Source organism: Pseudomonas sp. TWR3-1-1 (assembly GCF_049896545.1).
Taxonomy (GTDB): Bacteria; Pseudomonadota; Gammaproteobacteria; order Pseudomonadales; family Pseudomonadaceae; genus Aquipseudomonas; species Aquipseudomonas weihenstephanensis.
This window is the reverse complement of the sequence record NZ_JAFCUO010000003.1, coordinates 415589-432516: the sequence shown is the minus strand read 5'-3', so window position 1 is coordinate 432516 and position 16928 is coordinate 415589. Positions and strand designations below refer to the sequence as shown.

16 protein-coding genes are annotated in these 16928 nt (G+C 56.2%); 13 read left to right on the top strand and 3 right to left on the bottom strand.

Annotation, left to right across the window (positions count from 1 at the left end):
- The first annotated feature begins 25 nt into the window (after positions 1 to 25).
- From rpsP to ACP7A4_RS10620, 5 genes are all read left to right on the top strand, one after another.
- Entirely contained in the window at positions 26 to 277 is a 252-nt protein-coding gene (rpsP, locus tag ACP7A4_RS10640; RefSeq protein ID WP_048363293.1) for a 30S ribosomal protein S16, read from the top strand.
- A gap of 5 nt (positions 278 to 282) precedes the next feature.
- On the top strand, positions 283 to 822 hold the full coding sequence (rimM, locus tag ACP7A4_RS10635) for a ribosome maturation factor RimM (RefSeq protein WP_048363294.1): 540 nt from the start codon (positions 283 to 285) through the stop codon (positions 820 to 822).
- 2 nt (positions 823 to 824) lie between these two features.
- Entirely contained in the window at positions 825 to 1577 is a 753-nt protein-coding gene (gene trmD / locus ACP7A4_RS10630) for a tRNA (guanosine(37)-N1)-methyltransferase TrmD (protein WP_048363295.1), read from the top strand.
- Between the two features lie 45 nt (positions 1578 to 1622).
- Positions 1623 to 1973: a 50S ribosomal protein L19 gene (rplS, locus tag ACP7A4_RS10625; RefSeq protein ID WP_003440273.1), complete on the top strand. Its 351-nt coding sequence runs from the start codon at positions 1623 to 1625 to the stop codon at positions 1971 to 1973.
- 97 nt (positions 1974 to 2070) lie between these two features.
- Positions 2071 to 2484, top strand: coding sequence for an acyl-CoA thioesterase (locus ACP7A4_RS10620; protein ID WP_059764421.1), 414 nt, complete (start codon positions 2071 to 2073; stop codon positions 2482 to 2484).
- Between the two features lie 175 nt (positions 2485 to 2659).
- Here ACP7A4_RS10620 and ACP7A4_RS10615 read toward each other — a convergent pair whose 3' ends face one another.
- The gene (locus tag ACP7A4_RS10615; protein WP_426246721.1) at positions 2660 to 4465 is read right to left on the bottom strand and encodes a cation:proton antiporter; all 1806 of its coding nucleotides are present in this window, start codon (positions 4463 to 4465) and stop codon (positions 2660 to 2662) included.
- 133 nt (positions 4466 to 4598) lie between these two features.
- Here ACP7A4_RS10615 and xerD point away from each other — a divergent pair, with 133 nt between their 5' ends.
- The 6 genes from xerD (at position 4599) to ACP7A4_RS10585 (ending at position 12097) form a co-directional block, all read left to right on the top strand.
- Positions 4599 to 5495 (top strand): site-specific tyrosine recombinase XerD, encoded by an 897-nt coding sequence (gene xerD, locus ACP7A4_RS10610; protein WP_426246719.1) that lies wholly within the window; start codon positions 4599 to 4601, stop codon positions 5493 to 5495.
- A gap of 147 nt (positions 5496 to 5642) precedes the next feature.
- Positions 5643 to 6374 carry a thioredoxin fold domain-containing protein gene (locus tag ACP7A4_RS10605; protein ID WP_059764427.1) on the top strand — a complete coding sequence of 244 codons (732 nt, stop codon included), beginning with the start codon at positions 5643 to 5645 and terminating at the stop codon, positions 6372 to 6374.
- A gap of 136 nt (positions 6375 to 6510) precedes the next feature.
- Positions 6511 to 7815, top strand: coding sequence for a homoserine dehydrogenase (locus tag ACP7A4_RS10600; RefSeq protein WP_059764429.1), 1305 nt, complete (start codon positions 6511 to 6513; stop codon positions 7813 to 7815).
- 106 nt (positions 7816 to 7921) lie between these two features.
- Positions 7922 to 9331, top strand: a complete 1410-nt coding sequence (gene thrC / locus ACP7A4_RS10595) for a threonine synthase (RefSeq protein WP_426246717.1) — start codon at positions 7922 to 7924, stop codon at positions 9329 to 9331.
- Positions 9332 to 9450: 119 nt separating this feature from the next.
- The gene (locus tag ACP7A4_RS10590) at positions 9451 to 11550 is read left to right on the top strand and encodes a transporter substrate-binding domain-containing protein (RefSeq protein WP_203303248.1); all 2100 of its coding nucleotides are present in this window, start codon (positions 9451 to 9453) and stop codon (positions 11548 to 11550) included.
- Positions 11551 to 11686: 136 nt separating this feature from the next.
- Entirely contained in the window at positions 11687 to 12097 is a 411-nt protein-coding gene (locus tag ACP7A4_RS10585; protein WP_426246714.1) for a response regulator, read from the top strand.
- Positions 12098 to 12265: 168 nt separating this feature from the next.
- Here the strand turns inward: ACP7A4_RS10585 and ACP7A4_RS10580 are convergent, their stop codons facing one another.
- Together ACP7A4_RS10580 and ACP7A4_RS10575 are read right to left on the bottom strand one after the other, a co-directional pair.
- Complete coding sequence (locus tag ACP7A4_RS10580; RefSeq protein ID WP_203303247.1) at positions 12266 to 13150, bottom strand: TIGR02285 family protein; 885 nt, start codon at positions 13148 to 13150, stop codon at positions 12266 to 12268.
- A 49-nt stretch (positions 13151 to 13199) separates the two neighbouring features.
- A complete protein-coding gene (locus ACP7A4_RS10575; RefSeq protein ID WP_426246712.1) occupies positions 13200 to 14399 on the bottom strand; it encodes a CaiB/BaiF CoA transferase family protein in 1200 nt (399 codons plus the stop codon).
- Between the two features lie 134 nt (positions 14400 to 14533).
- Between ACP7A4_RS10575 and ACP7A4_RS10570 the strand changes: the two genes are divergently transcribed.
- A complete protein-coding gene (locus ACP7A4_RS10570) occupies positions 14534 to 15076 on the top strand; it encodes a YaeQ family protein (protein ID WP_059764439.1) in 543 nt (180 codons plus the stop codon).
- Positions 15077 to 15129: 53 nt separating this feature from the next.
- Positions 15130 to 16839, top strand: a complete 1710-nt coding sequence (gene recJ, locus ACP7A4_RS10565) for a single-stranded-DNA-specific exonuclease RecJ (protein ID WP_048363306.1) — start codon at positions 15130 to 15132, stop codon at positions 16837 to 16839.
- Positions 16840 to 16928: the final 89 nt, after the last annotated feature.

Here is a 16928-nt window from a genome sequence, read left to right as displayed (position 1 = left end):
CACCGACTACAGGAATGATGTTCACATGCTAACAATCCGTCTTGCCCTTGGCGGCTCCAAAAAGCGCCCGTTTTACCACTTGACCGTTACCGATAGCCGTAACCCACGTGACGGTTCCCACAAGGAACAAATTGGCTTCTTCAACCCGGTTGCCCGTGGTCAGGAAGTTCGTTTCTCCGTTAAAGAAGACCGTCTGGCTTACTGGTTGAGCGTTGGCGCAACTATGTCTGAGCGTGTTGCTCAGCTGGTTAAAGTAAATGCTAAGGCTGCGGCCTGAGCAATATGAGCGTGACGCCTGAAACTGCTGATGATTTGATCGTTATCGGCAAAATCTACTCGATTCACGGCGTACGCGGCGAAGTGAAGGTTTATTCCTTTACGGATCCAATTGATAACCTGTTGGACTACAAAAAGCTGACGCTTCGGCGCGGCAATGATGTACGACAGGCAGAGCTGGTCAGTGGCCGTTCTCACAACGGCAAGTTTCTGGTTGTAAAGCTCAAGGGTCTCGATGACCGTGACGAAGCAGGTCTTCTTCGCGAATTTGAAATCTGCGTGCCGCGTAACCTGTTTCCTGAACTGACCGACGGCGAGTACTACTGGTACCAGCTGCAGGGACTGAAAGTGACCAACCTTGAAGGGCAACTGCTCGGCAAGATTGTTGACCTGATGGAAACTGGCTCGAACGATGTCATGGAAGTCAAACCTTGCCCAGGAAGTCTGGATGATCGTGATCGCTTGTTGCCCTATACAGAGCAATGCGTGTTGAGCGTCGACCTGGCGGCTGGCGAGATGAAGGTGGATTGGGATGCGGATTTCTAAGCGTGGCTAAATTGCGCGTAGAAGTGATCAGTTTGTTTCCCGAAATGTTTTCTGCCATCAGCGACTACGGCATCACCAGTCGCGCGGTGAAACAAGGGCTGTTGCAGCTCACCTGTTGGAACCCGCGAGACTACACAACGGACCGACATCACACTGTGGACGATCGCCCATTTGGCGGTGGTCCGGGCATGGTGATGAAGATCAAGCCTCTGGAAGATGCGCTGGTTCAGGCCAGAAACGCAGCCGGAGAGGCGGCGAAGGTGATTTACCTGTCGCCCCAAGGCCGTCAACTGAATCAGTCGGCGGTACGCGAACTGGCGAATGAGGAAGCATTAATCCTCATTGCAGGTCGTTATGAAGGCATTGACGAGCGTTTTATAGACGCTCATGTCGATGAAGAGTGGTCAATTGGTGACTATGTATTGTCTGGCGGCGAGCTGCCGGCGATGGTGCTGATTGATGCGGTTACACGACTGCTGCCTGGAGCTTTAGGGCATGCGGACTCCGCCGAGGAAGATTCCTTTACGGATGGTCTGCTGGATTGCCCGCACTACACCCGACCGGAGGTGTATGCGGATCAGCGTGTTCCCGACGTATTGCTTAGTGGCAATCATGCACACATCCGGCGTTGGCGTTTACAGCAGTCCCTTGGGCGGACCTATGAACGACGCGCCGATCTTCTGGAAAGCCGCTCGCTTTCTGGAGAAGAGAAGAAGCTGCTCGAGGAATACATCCTCGCGCGGGACGATAGTTAACAACGTATCGATGGTAGATCCGACGATCTACCTTAGGAGCACAGCATGACTAACAAAATCATCCTTGCACTCGAAGCAGAGCAGATGACCAAAGAGATCCCTCCTTTTGCCCCGGGCGACACCATTGTCGTTCAGGTGAAAGTGAAGGAAGGCGATCGTTCGCGTCTGCAAGCTTTCGAAGGTGTAGTGATTGCCAAGCGTAACCGTGGCGTGAACAGTGCTTTCACTGTTCGTAAAATCTCCAACGGTGTTGGCGTAGAGCGTACTTTCCAGACCTACAGCCCGCAAATCGACAGCATGGCTGTTAAGCGTCGCGGTGACGTTCGTAAAGCCAAGCTGTACTACCTGCGTGACCTGTCCGGTAAAGCAGCTCGCATCAAGGAAAAACTGGCTTAAGTCCAGCTTCCCGATGCAGAAAAAAGCAGCCTTCGGGCTGCTTTTTTGTTGCCTGAGATTTGTCAGACCTTTGTCCAGTTGTAGGTACTAAGCAAGCATGATTTCGCGTGAGCAAGAGATTCAACGCCGGACCGAGCTGTCCGTTACCCGCATCACCAAAGCTGTATTCCCTTCGACCACCAACCACCACAACACCTTGTTTGGCGGCACTGCACTGGCCTGGATGGACGAAGTGTCGTTCATTGCCGCGACCCGTTTCTGCCGGCTGCCGTTGGTGACCGTGTCCACCGATCCCATCAACTTCAATCACCCGATAGCGGCAGGTTCAATTGTGGAACTGGTGGGCCGGGTGGTGAAAGTCGGCAACACCAGCCTCAAGGTTGAAGTTGAAGTGTATGTAGAAAGCATGAGCTGCGATGGCCGTGAATTGGCGATCCAGGGCTTGTTCAGCTTCGTGGCGATTGATGACGACAAACGCCCGGTGCCCGTGTTGCCAGGGTTTGCGCCATAACGGTGTAGCAAGCGCGGTGCACGCCTGTGGGCGCATTACGCGTCAGCCCAGGCAGATTGCCTAAGGCGACGTCCGATTGCGCAGTAATCCTAACCCGATGACCGCGGTGTCTCTGGGGCACCTGGTTGAAGGATTTAGCGAGTGCTGCGTGCCCGGACGCAGCCTCGCTTATGCGTCAGTCGCTACTGGATTGCCTGATCAACGCCAGTAGCGTCCAGCCAGCGCCCGGCTTCAAGTCGCTGTCAGGTGTCACCACATGCACCCAGCCGGTTTTATCGCGCGCAAACAGCAATGTGGCACGCTCACCATGCAGCGCCTGATAGTCCTCCCACGTGAACGCGTCGGTGAGCAGTGTGCTGTAGATTTCAGCGCCCTGATTCAGGTCGCTCACCAACTGGCTGTAGGTCAGTGCCCGATCCCCAAAGGCTTGCCCGCGATGTTCATGACTGGCGCGATGTTTGTCGGTACGACGGCTTTCCTGGTTGTTGGTCAGTGCATACAAGCGTTGTGGCCCAAATTCATGCCGAAAGCGCGTGGCAGCCAGTGCGTTGAGCTCACCCGATGGTGACAGCGCAAGCAGGTGGCCCAGGCCGACTAAATCCAGATGCGATTCGGCATGTTCCGACGCCGGGTTGCCAAAGTAAGTCGGCAGGTTGTCCATGCGTGCAGCGCGGATGTTTTCCCAGTTTGAATCCGTCAGCAGCACCCGGCTGCCCAGTTGGTGCAGCGCTTTGGCGATGAGGCGGGCAGGACCGTTGGCGCCCACGATCAAAAAGCCGCTGGGTGGCGGTTCAGCGACCTTGAGCAAGCGCGCAAGCGGTCGAGCGGTGGCACTTTGTAACACCACGGTGCCGATGATCACGGCGAAGGTCAGGGGGACCAGCAGCAGTGCGCCTTCATGCCCTGCTTCGTCCAGACGAATGGCAAAAATCGCTGAGACTGCTGCGGCCACAATACCGCGTGGTGCAATCCAGGCCAGCAAGGTGCGTTCGCGCCAGTTCAGCGTTGAGCCAAAGGTGCAAAGCAATACATTCAGTGGCCGCGCGATGAACTGAATGATCAGCAGCAAGACCAGTACCGCCGGGCCAAGGCCGATCATTGCGTTCAGGTCGAGGCGGGCGGCCAGCAATATGAACAGGCCCGAAATCAGGAAGATGCTGAGGTTTTCTTTGAAGTGCAGAATATTGCGCACATCAACCCCTTTCATGTTGGCCATCCACATGCCCATCAGCGTGACTGCCAGCAAGCCGGACTCATGCATCACCTGATTGGCCGCGATAAACACCGCCAATACCACCGCGAGTGTGGCGAGGCTATGCAGATATTCGGGCAGCCATTGCTTGCGCAATACGTGGCCCGAGACCCAGCCGCCCACGATGCCAAACACACTGCCGCATACAATCACCCCGGCAAAGGTCAATAAACTGTGGCTCAGGCCGTCACCACTGGCGCTGGCAATGATGAAGCTGTAGACCACCACCGCGAGCAATGCACCAATTGGGTCGATGACGATCCCTTCCCAGCGCAAAATATTGGCAATTGATGCTTTGGGCCGTACCACGCGTAACATCGGCACAATCACGGTCGGCCCGGTCACCAGCGTCAGGGTGCCGAACAGCAAGGCCAGCAGCCAGTCAAAACCCAGCAGCCAATGAGTGGCGAGGGTGATTACGGCCCATGTCGAGAGCGCGCCCACGGTCACCAGTCGATGCACGACGGTGCCGATTTCGCGCCACTCGGACAGGTGCAGCGTCAGGCTGCCTTCGAACAGAATCAGTGCCACTGCCAGTGATACCAAGGGCATCAGCAGCGGGCCAAACAGCTGTTGCGGATTTAGCCAGCCCAATACCGGGCCGAGTAAAATCCCCGCCAGCAACAAAAACAAAATGGCGGGCAGCTTCAGCCGCCAGGCCAGCCATTGGCAGCCCAGAGCTGCGACCCCGATGCCACCGAACGTCAGCAGAATCTGTTGTTCATTCATAAAGGGTCCTTTGCGTGCCGAGTAAGTGGAGCTTTGTGTTTATGCCCAGAGCCGGCTATGAAAGACTAGCGGCCACTTTCACCGTTCACTTTTTATTTTTGCGTGGCCTTGTGGCTGTGCCTGTCGAGAACCGATGCCTGCTATAGATGACCCACTGATCGACCGCTTTCTGGATGCCTTGTGGCTGGAAAAAGGCCTGTCCGACAATACCCGTTACGCGTATCGCAGCGATTTGGCGTTATTTAATGGCTGGCTGCAGGAACGTGGCATTGAGTTGATTCATGCCGGGCGCGAGCTGATTCTCGATCACTTGGCGTGGCGCCTTGATCAGTTGTACAAACCCCGTTCAACAGCGCGATTCTTGTCAGGTGCGCGTGGCTTTTATCGCTATCTGTTGCGTGAAAAACTGATTGCGGTTGATCCAACCTTGCAAGTCGATATGCCGCAACTGGGAAGGCCGCTGCCCAAATCGTTGTCAGAGGCAGACGTAGAAGCCTTGCTGATCGCACCTGATTTGAGTGAGGCCATCGGCCAGCGTGACCGCGCCATGCTGGAGGTGCTTTACGCCTGTGGGCTGCGTGTGACAGAGCTGATCAGCCTGACACTGGAGCAGGTCAACTTGCGCCAGGGCGTATTGCGCGTCATGGGCAAGGGCAGCAAGGAGCGCCTGGTGCCGATGGGGGAGGAGGCCATCGTGTGGGTTGAACGCTACATGCGCGATGCGCGGCATGAACTGTTAAATGGGCGGCCCAGCGACGTGTTGTTTCCCAGCCAGCGGGGTGAGCAAATGACGCGTCAAACGTTCTGGCACCGCATCAAGCATCAAGCCCGCGTCGCAGGCATCGACAAGTCATTGTCACCGCACACCTTGCGGCATGCTTTCGCGACCCACCTGCTCAACCACGGAGCCGACCTGCGCGTGGTGCAGATGCTGCTCGGGCACAGCGATTTATCCACCACCCAGATTTACACCCATGTGGCGCGTGCTCGCCTGCAAGACCTGCATGCTCAACATCATCCGCGAGGCTAAGTTGTTTGCCGTGCTCTTGCGTTGGTCACAGTCGGCCTTGAAAGCCATTTGTGGTAGGCTTTGCGGGTTTAGAAAACGGGCCACTGACGCCCTTTTTTGTCTCGGGGCATTCAGGTTTGGCCGTTTTGTCCGCCTTCAGGAGTTTTCATGCGCGTGACCCATATTTTTGCCGCCGCAGCCCTTGCGTTGGTCAGCACCTTTTCATTTGCCGACACCGGCGCCGAGCAAGCCATCCGTAAAAGCCTTGAAACGCTGCAACTGGATGTTCCGGTAGAAAGCATCAGCGCCAGTCCGCTGGCGGGCCTGTATGAAGTCAAGCTCAAGGGCAGCCGCGTACTGTATGCCAGCGCGGATGGCCAGTTCATCGTGCAAGGCTATATGTTCCAGCTCAAAGACGGTAAGCCGGTCAACCTGACCGAAAAAGCCGAGCGTGTAGGTGTCGCCAAGTTGATCAACGGGATTCCCGTTGCAGAAACCGTGGTGTACCCGGCCATCGGCGAAACCAAGTCGCACATCACTGTTTTTACCGATACCACCTGCCCTTATTGCCACAAACTGCATGAAGAAGTGCCTGAACTGAACAAAATGGGCATTGAAGTGCGTTACGTTGCGTTCCCGCGTCAGGGCCTGGGTTCGGCCGGTGACCAGCAGTTGCAAGCGGTCTGGTGCTCGAAAGACAAGAAAAGCGCCATGGACAAAATGACCGACGGCAAAACAGTCGACGCCCCTAAATGCGCCAACCCGGTGGCCAAGCAATTTGCCCTGGGTCAGTCCATTGGGGTCAACGGTACGCCTGCCATCGTTTTGGCCGATGGCCAGGTCATTCCGGGCTATCAGCCGGCAGCACAGGTTGGCAAGCTGGCACTCAGTGTTAAATAATCCTGCCTCGTCACGCTAAGCCTTTGACGAGCATGGCCGGGCAGCTCCGTTGCCCAGTCATTTATAGAGAACCGTGGCAGTCCACGGTTGTATTCCACGGCCGGCCTTGAGTCGGCCGTTTTATGGGGAGTTCAGCGTGAATCCGGTCAAAGTAGGCATCTGTGGACTAGGGACCGTCGGTGGCGGCACCTTCAACGTACTTAAGCGTAACGCCGAGGAGATTGCCCGCCGTGCCGGGCGTGGTATCCAGGTTGCGCAAATTGCCCTGCGTACGCCAAACCCTCAGTGCGACATTACCGGTACCCCCATTACCCACGATGTATTCGCCGTGGCAACCAATCCTGAAATCGACATCGTCATCGAGCTGATTGGCGGTTACACCATCGCCCGCGAGCTGGTGCTCAAAGCCATCGAAAACGGCAAGCACGTAGTCACGGCCAACAAGGCGCTGATTGCCGTGCACGGTAACGAGATCTTCGCCAAGGCGCAGGAAAAGGGCGTAATCGTGGCGTTTGAGGCCGCTGTAGCGGGCGGTATCCCGGTGATCAAGGCCATCCGTGAAGGGTTGTCGGCCAACCGTATCAACTGGGTAGCGGGCATCATCAACGGCACGGGTAACTTCATCCTTACCGAGATGCGTGAAAAAGGCCGCACCTTTGAAGACGTATTGGCCGAAGCACAAGCACTGGGCTATGCCGAAGCCGATCCGACTTTCGACGTTGAAGGCATCGACGCCGCGCATAAGCTGACCATTCTGGCGTCCATCGCGTTCGGTATCCCGCTGCAATTCGACAAAGCCTACACCGAAGGCATCACCAAGCTGACAACCGCTGATGTGAATTACGCCGAAGCACTGGGCTATCGCATCAAGCACCTGGGTGTTGCACGCAGCACGGCCAGCGGCATCGAATTGCGTGTTCACCCCACCCTGATCCCGGCTGATCGCCTGATCGCCAACGTTAATGGCGTAATGAATGCGGTGATGGTCAACGGTGATGCTGCCGGCTCAACCTTGTTCTACGGCGCTGGCGCTGGCATGGAACCGACCGCGTCTTCGGTCGTCGCAGACCTGGTTGACGTGGTTCGCGCCATGACCAGTGACCCTGAGAACCGCGTGCCGCACCTGGCCTTCCAGCCCGACGCACTGTCCGATCACCCGATCCTGCCGATCGAAGCCTGCGAAAGCGCTTATTACCTGCGCATTCAGGCCAAGGACCATCCTGGTGTCCTGGCGCAAGTGGCCAGCATCTTGTCCGAGCGCGGTATCAACATTGAATCGATCATGCAAAAAGAAGTCGAAGAGCACGACGGTCTGGTGCCCATGATCCTGCTGACCCACCGTGTGCTTGAGCAAAGCATGAACGATGCCATCACCGCGCTTGAAGCGTTGCAAGGCGTCGTCGGCCCGGTGGTCCGTATCCGCGTTGAGCATCTAAATTAATCAATAGCGGCAAGCGTCTTGTTGCGCGCCACATGTTCAAAGCCCCTGTGCTTGACGTGTGGCCGGTGGCCAAACCGCTTGCAGCTCACCTCGAAGGTTCGCCCTAATGCGCTATATCAGTACCCGCGGCCAGGCACCGGCCCTGAATTTTGAAGACGTGTTGCTGGCCGGTCTGGCCAGCGATGGCGGCTTGTACGTGCCAGAAAACCTGCCACGTTTCACTCAAGAAGAAATCGCTTCCTGGGCTGGTCTGCCTTATCACGAGCTGGCATTCCGAGTGATGCGTCCGTTTGTGACAGGCAGCATCCCGGATGCCGACTTCAAAAAAATACTGGAAGACACCTACGGCGTGTTTGCTCACGCTGCGGTTGCACCCTTACGTCAACTCAATAGCAACGAATGGGTCATGGAGCTGTTCCACGGCCCGACCCTGGCGTTCAAAGATTTCGCCTTGCAATTGCTCGGCCGCCTGCTCGACTACGTGCTTGAAAAGCGCGCAGAGCGCGTGGTCATTGTTGGCGCGACGTCCGGCGACACCGGCTCTGCGGCGATTGAAGGCTGCAAGCACTGTGAAAACGTCGATATTTTCATCCTGCACCCCCATAACCGGGTGTCTGAAGTGCAGCGTCGTCAAATGACGACACTCTTGGGTGACAACATTCACAACATCGCCATTGAAGGTAACTTCGATGACTGCCAGGAAATGGTCAAAGCCAGTTTTGCCGATCAAGGCTTCCTGAAAGGCACGCGCCTGGTGGCGGTTAACTCGATCAACTGGGCGCGGATCATGGCCCAGATCGTTTACTACTTCCATGCAGCGTTGCAGTTGGGCGGGCCTCAGCGCTCCATCTCGTTCTCGGTGCCTACCGGTAACTTTGGTGACATCTTCGCCGGTTACCTGGCACGCAACATGGGGTTGCCGATCAACCAGTTGATCGTTGCCACCAACCGTAACGACATCCTGCACCGCTTCATGAGCGGTAATCAGTACGCCAAAGACACCCTGCACGCGACCCTGTCCCCGTCGATGGACATCATGTTGTCCTCGAACTTCGAACGCTTGCTGTTCGATCTGCATGGGCGCAACGGTGCAGCGGTTGCAGGCTTGATGGACACCTTCAAGCACAGCGGCCACTTCAGCGTTGAAGACGACCGCTGGACCGAAGCACGCCGCCTGTTTGACTCGCTGGCCGTGGATGACGCCCAGACCTGTGAAACCATCGCCCAAGTGTTTGCTGAAACGGGCGAAGTGCTCGACCCGCACACCGCCATTGGCGTCAAGGCGGCCCGTGAATGCCGTCGCCACCTGGACACCCCGATGGTCATTTTGGGAACGGCACACCCGGTCAAGTTCCCGGATGCCGTTGAGAAAGCTGGCGTAGGAAAAGCGCTGGAACTCCCAGCTCATCTTTCTGACTTGTTTGAGAGAGAAGAGCGTTACACCGTGTTGGATAACGATCTCAAAGCGGTTCAAGCCTTTGTCAGCCAGCATGGCAACCGAGGCAAGGCGCTCTAAGCGGCGTTTTCTTACAGACTTTGAAGCCCGTCGCCTGACGGGCTTTTTAGTATCTGCGTGGCAAACTTGTTCCGTTCTCGCCCTCTTGGGCGGCTGAGTGGTCGGTCAAGGAAGCTGCAATGTTACGGTCTCTTCAGGCATTTGAATCATGGGTTTGTGCAGTGCTTTTCATCGGGTTGTTGAGCCTGGTGCCGTCGGCCAGTGCGGCCCAGGGGTTGCCCTTCAAGCTCCCACAAAGCTTTGCCAGCTTTAACCCCTTGCGTCTGGATACCCAGCAAAAACGCTGGCTTGAGTCGCATGGAACGCTGCGGGTAGGCATTACCCTTGACGATTACGAGCCTGTCGATATCACAAGCGACCGTAACCGTTATCAAGGCATCAGTGCCGACTACTTGAGCATCATTCGTGACAAGTTGGGCGCACAGGTTGAAGTGGTGGGCTATCGAAAACGTGCTGAGGCCGTTGCCGATTTGCTGAGTGGCAAAATTGATATGCTCGCCAGCGCCAATGGTTTTGAACGCGGTATAGAAGGTCTCGCTTTTTCTGACGATTACCTGATTGATCGGCCTGTCATTGTCGGCCGAGCCTTAGAGGCACAGCCTATCGAGAACTGGGTGGGTAAAAAGATCGGCTTTGTAGACGGTTACGTTGATATACAAGCGGCCCATGCCTTTTACCCTGACAGCCAGCTCATCATTACGCCCACCCTGCACAGCGCCATGGAAGCCCTGACTGAGGGCGATATTGACGCTTTCATCGGCAATGAAATCATTGTCCAGTCCTTTAAAAGTGTGAGGCCGTACTCCAAGTTGCGCATCTTGGGGAGCAGTGCCTTGCCGGTGTCCGGGTTTTCTTTTGCCACGCGCCTGGCCGACCGGCAAATGACTGACCTGATCAATCAAGTGTTGGGGAGTGTGGATGAAACCCTTTGCCGGGCGATTCTTGCGCGCTGGACCCACGGGCTTGAGGGCAGCATCGCGCAGCAACATATCGACCTGCTGCACAGTGAGCGAGAGTGGATCAAGGCCAATCCGGTGGTGACGCTGGCGAGTCAACAATTCCCCTTGTATACCTTCAGGAATATCGAGGGTGATTGGGAAGGTTTGAACATTGATATTCTGGCGCGCATTACACGCATGACCGGTTTGCAGTTTGCGCATATAGAAACCTTTTCAACGATGCAAACCCTGGACTTGCTCAAGGGGGGGATCGCACAAATGAATTCAACCCTGTCGATCAGTCAGGAGCGAAAAGCTTTTCTGAACTTCAGCTATTCCTATGGCGGCGCACCTTGGGTTTTTGTCGTACGTGCCCATGACTCCCGGCTGGGTTCACTTGATCAGTTAACGGGCAAGGTGCTGGCTCTTCCCGCCAAGCACGCGCTCGAAGAGATGATCAGGCGTGAATACCCGGGCATCACCGTCAAACGTGTAGATACTTTTGAGCAGGCAAGGGGGCTGGTTGAACGTGGCGAAGCCGATGCGACGATCCAGAGTGAAACGCAGGCGCATCTTTATCCTTCGGGTCGACTTAAAGTCGGGCGCAGTGTGGACGGGCGATGGTCCGCTGATACTTTTGCGGTGAATGTGCAGCAACCTGAACTGCTGAGCATTTTGAACAAAGCGCTGGAAGCCATGCCCATGACCGAGATTCGTACCTTGAGAAGCAAGTGGCTGGGCGGTGGTGGGGCCGCGGCAAATGTCGAAAGTGCCTTACACCACTCGTCCTGGTTGTATGCGGTCATGGCGGTGGTGAGTGCAATCGGCCTGTGGTTGTTTTTGTGCAATCGACAATTGCACAAAAAGATTGTGATTGGGCAGGCACGAGAAGGCGTATTGCGAGAAGACATTCTGTTACAGCAGCGTTTTTTGGACGGTATTCCTAGTCCGATTTTTGTGGTCGGTCTTAAAGCTGAAATTATTAGCTGCAATCGCAGTTATGAAGATCGCTTGTCCATTAAGTTGGAGCGTGTTGTGGGTTTAAACAGCATTGAAATCAACCTCTACCCCCAACCGCAGGCCGAGCAGTTTCATTGCGAGTTATTGAGCATGTTGCAAAGCCGAAAATCCTTTTATAAAAAGCGCTTTGTCGAGTTCAAGTCGGGAGGGCGATATATCTATCAATGGACGGTTCCTTTTTATTCAACCTCGGGGGAGTTGGAAGGCTTGATGGGCGGGTGGTTTGATATTTCAGAAATGAAGAAGTGGGACCCTCTGTGACAAGCAGGACGTGCGCGCTGCGTTGAATGGTTTTTGGTTATTCCTACTGGTATTTAGGACTAATCCTATACCTCGTCCATGTTGAGGCCACTAAAGTGCGTCTTCACGGTGAAACCATTCAGCCGGCCGAAGGCTCATGATGCGAACTCTCAAAATATTGATCCTTGAAGACAACCCTTTCCAGTTAATGGTCATGCACCAGATGCTGAATGCATGCCGCATTTTTGATGTGATGACGGCTTCAAGCATTGAGTCTGCGCGCAGTTCCCTGGCCGTACGCGGAGCCATTGATATCGCCATTTGCGATCTGTATCTGGAAGATGCATCGGGGGTGGAGCTGATCAGTGAGTTGGCCGCTAAGCAGCACGCGTCGGCGTTAATTATTCAAAGTTGTGCCGCGCCCCATATCGTCGAGATGGCGGCACGCGACGCCCACAGGCAAGGGCTCAAGGTGTTGGGTTGCCTGTCAAAGCCCGTCACTTTGAACCGTTTGAATCAGTTGCTTGAGAAATACCAGGTGGCCAATTTCAGATCCTGTCGCTATTGAGCATTTCATCGGCAAGGCTGGGAACCTTTATTCCGATATACCTGTCAGATTTTTCATCGACAGGGTCAGGCGTTTTGCTCCGATGCTTGTAGCCTGTCGAGCGGATCAATTTGATCCTGTTAAACCCCGAGTCGACACCCCACGGCTCGGGGTTTTTTTTGGATTTTTTCAGCGGGGCAATAGCGGCTGAAGCGGCACGGGCCGTGCGTTCAGATAATCATCGTGCTGGTCAGGCGCTTGCCATTGGGTTTGTGAGTCGAACAGCGCCTGCGGGTCAATTTTTCTCAGCGCATGGTTAATGCTGATCATCGCCTCACGTCCTGCCGGTGTCGCCGTACAGCCGATGTAAATGGGCTGGTAAGTGGGTGCGCCGTGAATGCGATAAAACACCAGGTTCTCGAGTGACAGGCCTTGCTGACGGGCTTTTGACTGAATTTCGGGCCAGTAGCCCAAAATGGCGCCTATTCGCCCCGCCTGTTGCATTTGCAGCAGGCTGCCCAAGGCATCGTTACCGTAATGGATGAAGACGGCGTCGGTTTCGCCTTGTGCCAGTTGTTCGTCTATCCAGACCCCGTAGCTGCGCTTGGCAACAATACCCAGCCTGATGGCCTGCGCATTGAGCATGTTTTTGAGCTCGACCGTTTGATCGCTGACAAACGGCGCAAGCAGTGCCTGGTCACTGCGTCGAATCACCAGGCCATTGCTGTGCAAACCCATAATGGGGGTGGAATAAACAATTGAACGAGCGCGGGCCGGGTTCCATACCAGTGCCGGATCACAGGCCAGTGCTGTGCCTTCAAGCATTTGCAGGGCGCGTGCCCGATTGACCTTCACCACCTCGTGCTCATATCGGGGCAGGTTGGCGATCAGAAACGGCATGAGCTGGTCGATCACCCCGTGTCCTTTTTGTGGGCCCTCAAACACCGTCAAGGGCGGTAAATCACGCATTAGCCAAATGAGTTTTTCGGCTGCGTGGCTGGCGGGCGACCCCATCAACACGATCCATGCGATAAGCCCTGCCCACAGGTTTCGCCGCTGTGAGCGAATGGTCATTGTGCTGATCTCCTTAAACAGCCTCTAAAAATGGCGATCGGCATTCGGACTAAATGGCGCCCGAGCGCTTGAGTTCTGCAATGGCGTGCGCGTCATAACCCAGCGCGGCCAATACCTCATGATTGTGGGCACCCAGTTCAGGGCCCACCCAATCGGCTGAACCGGGCGTCTCGGACAGCCTGGGCACAATGCCAGGCATTTTAAAGTCTTTGCCGTCCGGTAGTTTGGCGTGCAAAAACATTTCGCGTGCCAAAAATTGCGGGTCGGTGAACATGTCTTCAGCTGAAAAAATGCGGCTGGCTGGCACTTGTGCCGCATTCAACTGTTCAAGCACGGTCTCAAGCGGTAATGAGGCGACCCAACGATCAATCACCCCATACAACTCATCGCGGCGCACGTCGCGCCCATCGTTACTGGCCAGCGCCGGGTCATTGGCTAAATCGTCGCGCCCCAGTGTGTGCATGAAACGTTTGAAAATGGCGTCGCCGTTGGCCCCGATCTGCACGTGTTTACCGTCCAGGCTGGTATGAATCGAGGAGGGGGTAATGCCTGGCATGATGTTCCCGGTGCGTTCGCGAATAAAACCGAACACATCGAACTCGGGAACCATGCTTTCCATCATCGCGAAAATGGCTTCATACAAGGCCACATCCACCACTTGGCCCAGACCGCCATTCACTTCACGATGACGCAGTGCCATCAACGCACCAATCACCCCCCACAGCGCGGCAATCGAGTCGCCGATGGAAATGCCGGTTCGCACCGGTGGCCGGTCCTCAAAACCTGTGATGTACCGCAAGCCGCCCATCGACTCGCCGACCGCGCCAAACCCCGGTTGGTCTTTCATCGGCCCGGTTTGGCCAAAGCCCGACAAGCGCACCATCACCAGTTTTGGGTTCAGTGCGTGCAACACGTCCCATCCCAGGCCAAGTTTTTCGAGTACACCGGGGCGAAAGTTCTCGATCAAAATGTCGGCGTCGGCCAGCAGTTCTTTGAGGACGTTCAAGCCGTCAGGGTGTTTAAGGTTCAGCGTCAGGGATTTTTTGTTACGCGCCTGCACAAACCACCACAGCGACGTGCCTTCGTACAACTTGCGCCACTTGCGCAAGGGATCGCCGCCATCCGGGGACTCGACCTTGATCACCTGCGCGCCGAACTCGGCGCAAATGCGCGAAGCAAAGGGGCCGGCAATCAGGGTTCCCAGTTCAACGACTTTGAGGCCCGAAAGGGGTTTGGCGGTGAGCGGCATAAGTAATCCTTGTCCGGGAGCGAGCGGGTACAGCGTTTTAACATAGGACAGTGCCTGCAAGAAGCCGCAGAGTTCGTTGAACACGGACGTATCGGTTAGACTTGGCGCCTTTCTCTGTATCAAGAAGCCCGTTCATGGCCCAGCCGTCCACCACGTACAAATTTGAACTCAACCTCACCGATCTCGATCGCGGTGTGTATGAGAGCGTAAAACAGACCATCGCCCGTCACCCTTCGGAGACCGAAGAGCGTATGACTGTGCGTTTGTTGGCGTACGCCTTTTGGTACAACGAGCAACTGTCCTTCGGCCGTGGGCTGTCTGATGTAGACGAACCCGCGCTGTGGGAAAAAAGCCTGGATGACCGGGTGCTGCACTGGATCGAAGTCGGCCAGCCAGATGCCGACCGTCTGACCTGGTGTTCGCGTCGCACCGAGCGCACCAGCTTGCTGGCCTATGGCAGCCTGCGCGTATGGGAAGGCAAAGTGATCCCGGCGATCAAAAACCTGAAAAACGTCAATGTCGCCGCCGTGCCCCAAGAAGTGCTCGAAACCTTGGCCAAAGATATGCCTCGGGTCATCAAGTGGGACGTGATGATCAGCGAAGGCACGATCTTTGTGACCGATGACCGTGGCCAGCACGAAGTGCAATTGCAATGGCTGACGGGCGAGCGCGGCTAAGCCGCACACGCTGCACAATTCAATCTTCAGTAACAGAGACTCTTCACCCGCTTATGCGCATCGAACCTCGCCCATTGCCACACATCCTGCCTTTTTTGGGCGAAATGCCGACGTTGCTCACACGGTTGTACGCCGCACGAGGTGTGCAATCTGAAGCGGAACTGGACAAAAGCCTGGCGCGCCTGATCCCGTTTCAGCAACTTAAAGGCATTGATGCCGCAGTGGATTTGCTGGTGGTGGCACTGGATCAGCGCCAGCGCATCCTCATCGTGGGTGACTTTGACGCCGACGGCGCCACGGCCAGTACGGTCGGCATGCTGGGGCTGCGTTTGTTGGGTGCCGCCCATGTCGATTACCTGGTGCCTAACCGGTTTGAATACGGCTACGGCCTGACCCCGGAAATCGTCGAAGTGGCCTTGACCCGCGAGCCGCACCTGCTGATCACTGTCGACAACGGCATCTCCAGCGTTGACGGTGTGGCCGCAGCGAAACGGGCAGGGCTGAGCGTGCTGGTCACCGACCACCACTTGCCGGGCACCGAACTGCCGGCGGCTGACGCTATCGTCAACCCCAACCAGCCCGGTTGCGCGTTCCCCAGCAAAGCGTTGGCGGGAGTGGGCGTGATCTTTTATGTGCTGATCGCCCTGCGTGCCCGTTTGAAAGACCTGGGCCGCTATCAAGACAGCAAGATGCCGAACATTGCCGAGTTGCTGGACCTGGTGGCACTGGGCAGCGTGGCCGACGTGGTGCCGCTGGACGCCAATAACCGCATTTTGGTGCACCAAGGGCTTGAACGCATTCGCGCCGGGCGCGCGCGGCCGGGGCTTAAAGCCATTCTGGAAGTGGCCAAGCGCGATCACTCGCGCATCACCTCTACCGACCTGGGTTTTATCCTCGGCCCGCGTTTGAACGCGGCAGGACGATTGGACGACATGAGCCTGGGCATCGAATGCCTGCTCACCGACGACGCCAACGCGGCGCGGGCGATGGCCGTGCAACTGGACGAAATGAACCAGGACCGCAAAGCCATCGAGCAAGGCATGCAACGCGAAGCACTGGCCCAGCTTAAAGAGCTGCCGCTCGATTCAATGCCCTTTGGTTTGTGCCTCTTTGACCCGCAATGGCACCAGGGCGTGATCGGGATTTTGGCTTCGCGCCTGAAAGAGCGTTATTTCCGCCCCACGTTTGCCTTTGCCGATGCGGGCGATGGCGTGCTCAAAGGTTCTGGGCGCTCGGTGCCGGGCTTTCATATTCGCGATGCACTGAGTGTGGTTGCCGCCCAGCATCCAGATTTGATCGCCAAATACGGCGGGCACGCTATGGCGGCGGGCCTGACATTGCCGGTGGCCAATTTTGAGCTGTTTGCACAGGCGTTCGATGCCGAAGTGCGTCGCCAGCTGCGTGAAGAAGACCTGACCGGGCGCCTGTTGTCAGATGGCAGCCTGGCCGTCGAAGAGTTCCACCTCGAACTGGCACGGGCGTTACGCACGGCCGGGCCGTGGGGGCAGCACTTCCCGGAGCCGTTGTTCCACGGTGTTTTTCAGCTAGTCGAACAGCGCATTGTCGGTGAGCGACATTTGAAAGTGGTGCTCAAAACCGAATGCGGCAGCGTGAAACTCGATGGCATCGCGTTTGGCATCGACCGTGAGGTGTGGCCCAACCCGACCATCCGTTTTGTAGAGCTGGCCTACAAACTGGACCTCAACGAGTTTCGTGGCAATGAAACCGTGCAATTAATGATTGCCCATATTGAGCCGCGCTAACCCTCGGTGATTTATTGAGGCCTCTGCCTGAATGTGAACCCCACCTCTTTCAGTGTTGTCGACTAGTCTCTGGGTACTGCTTGGTCGCC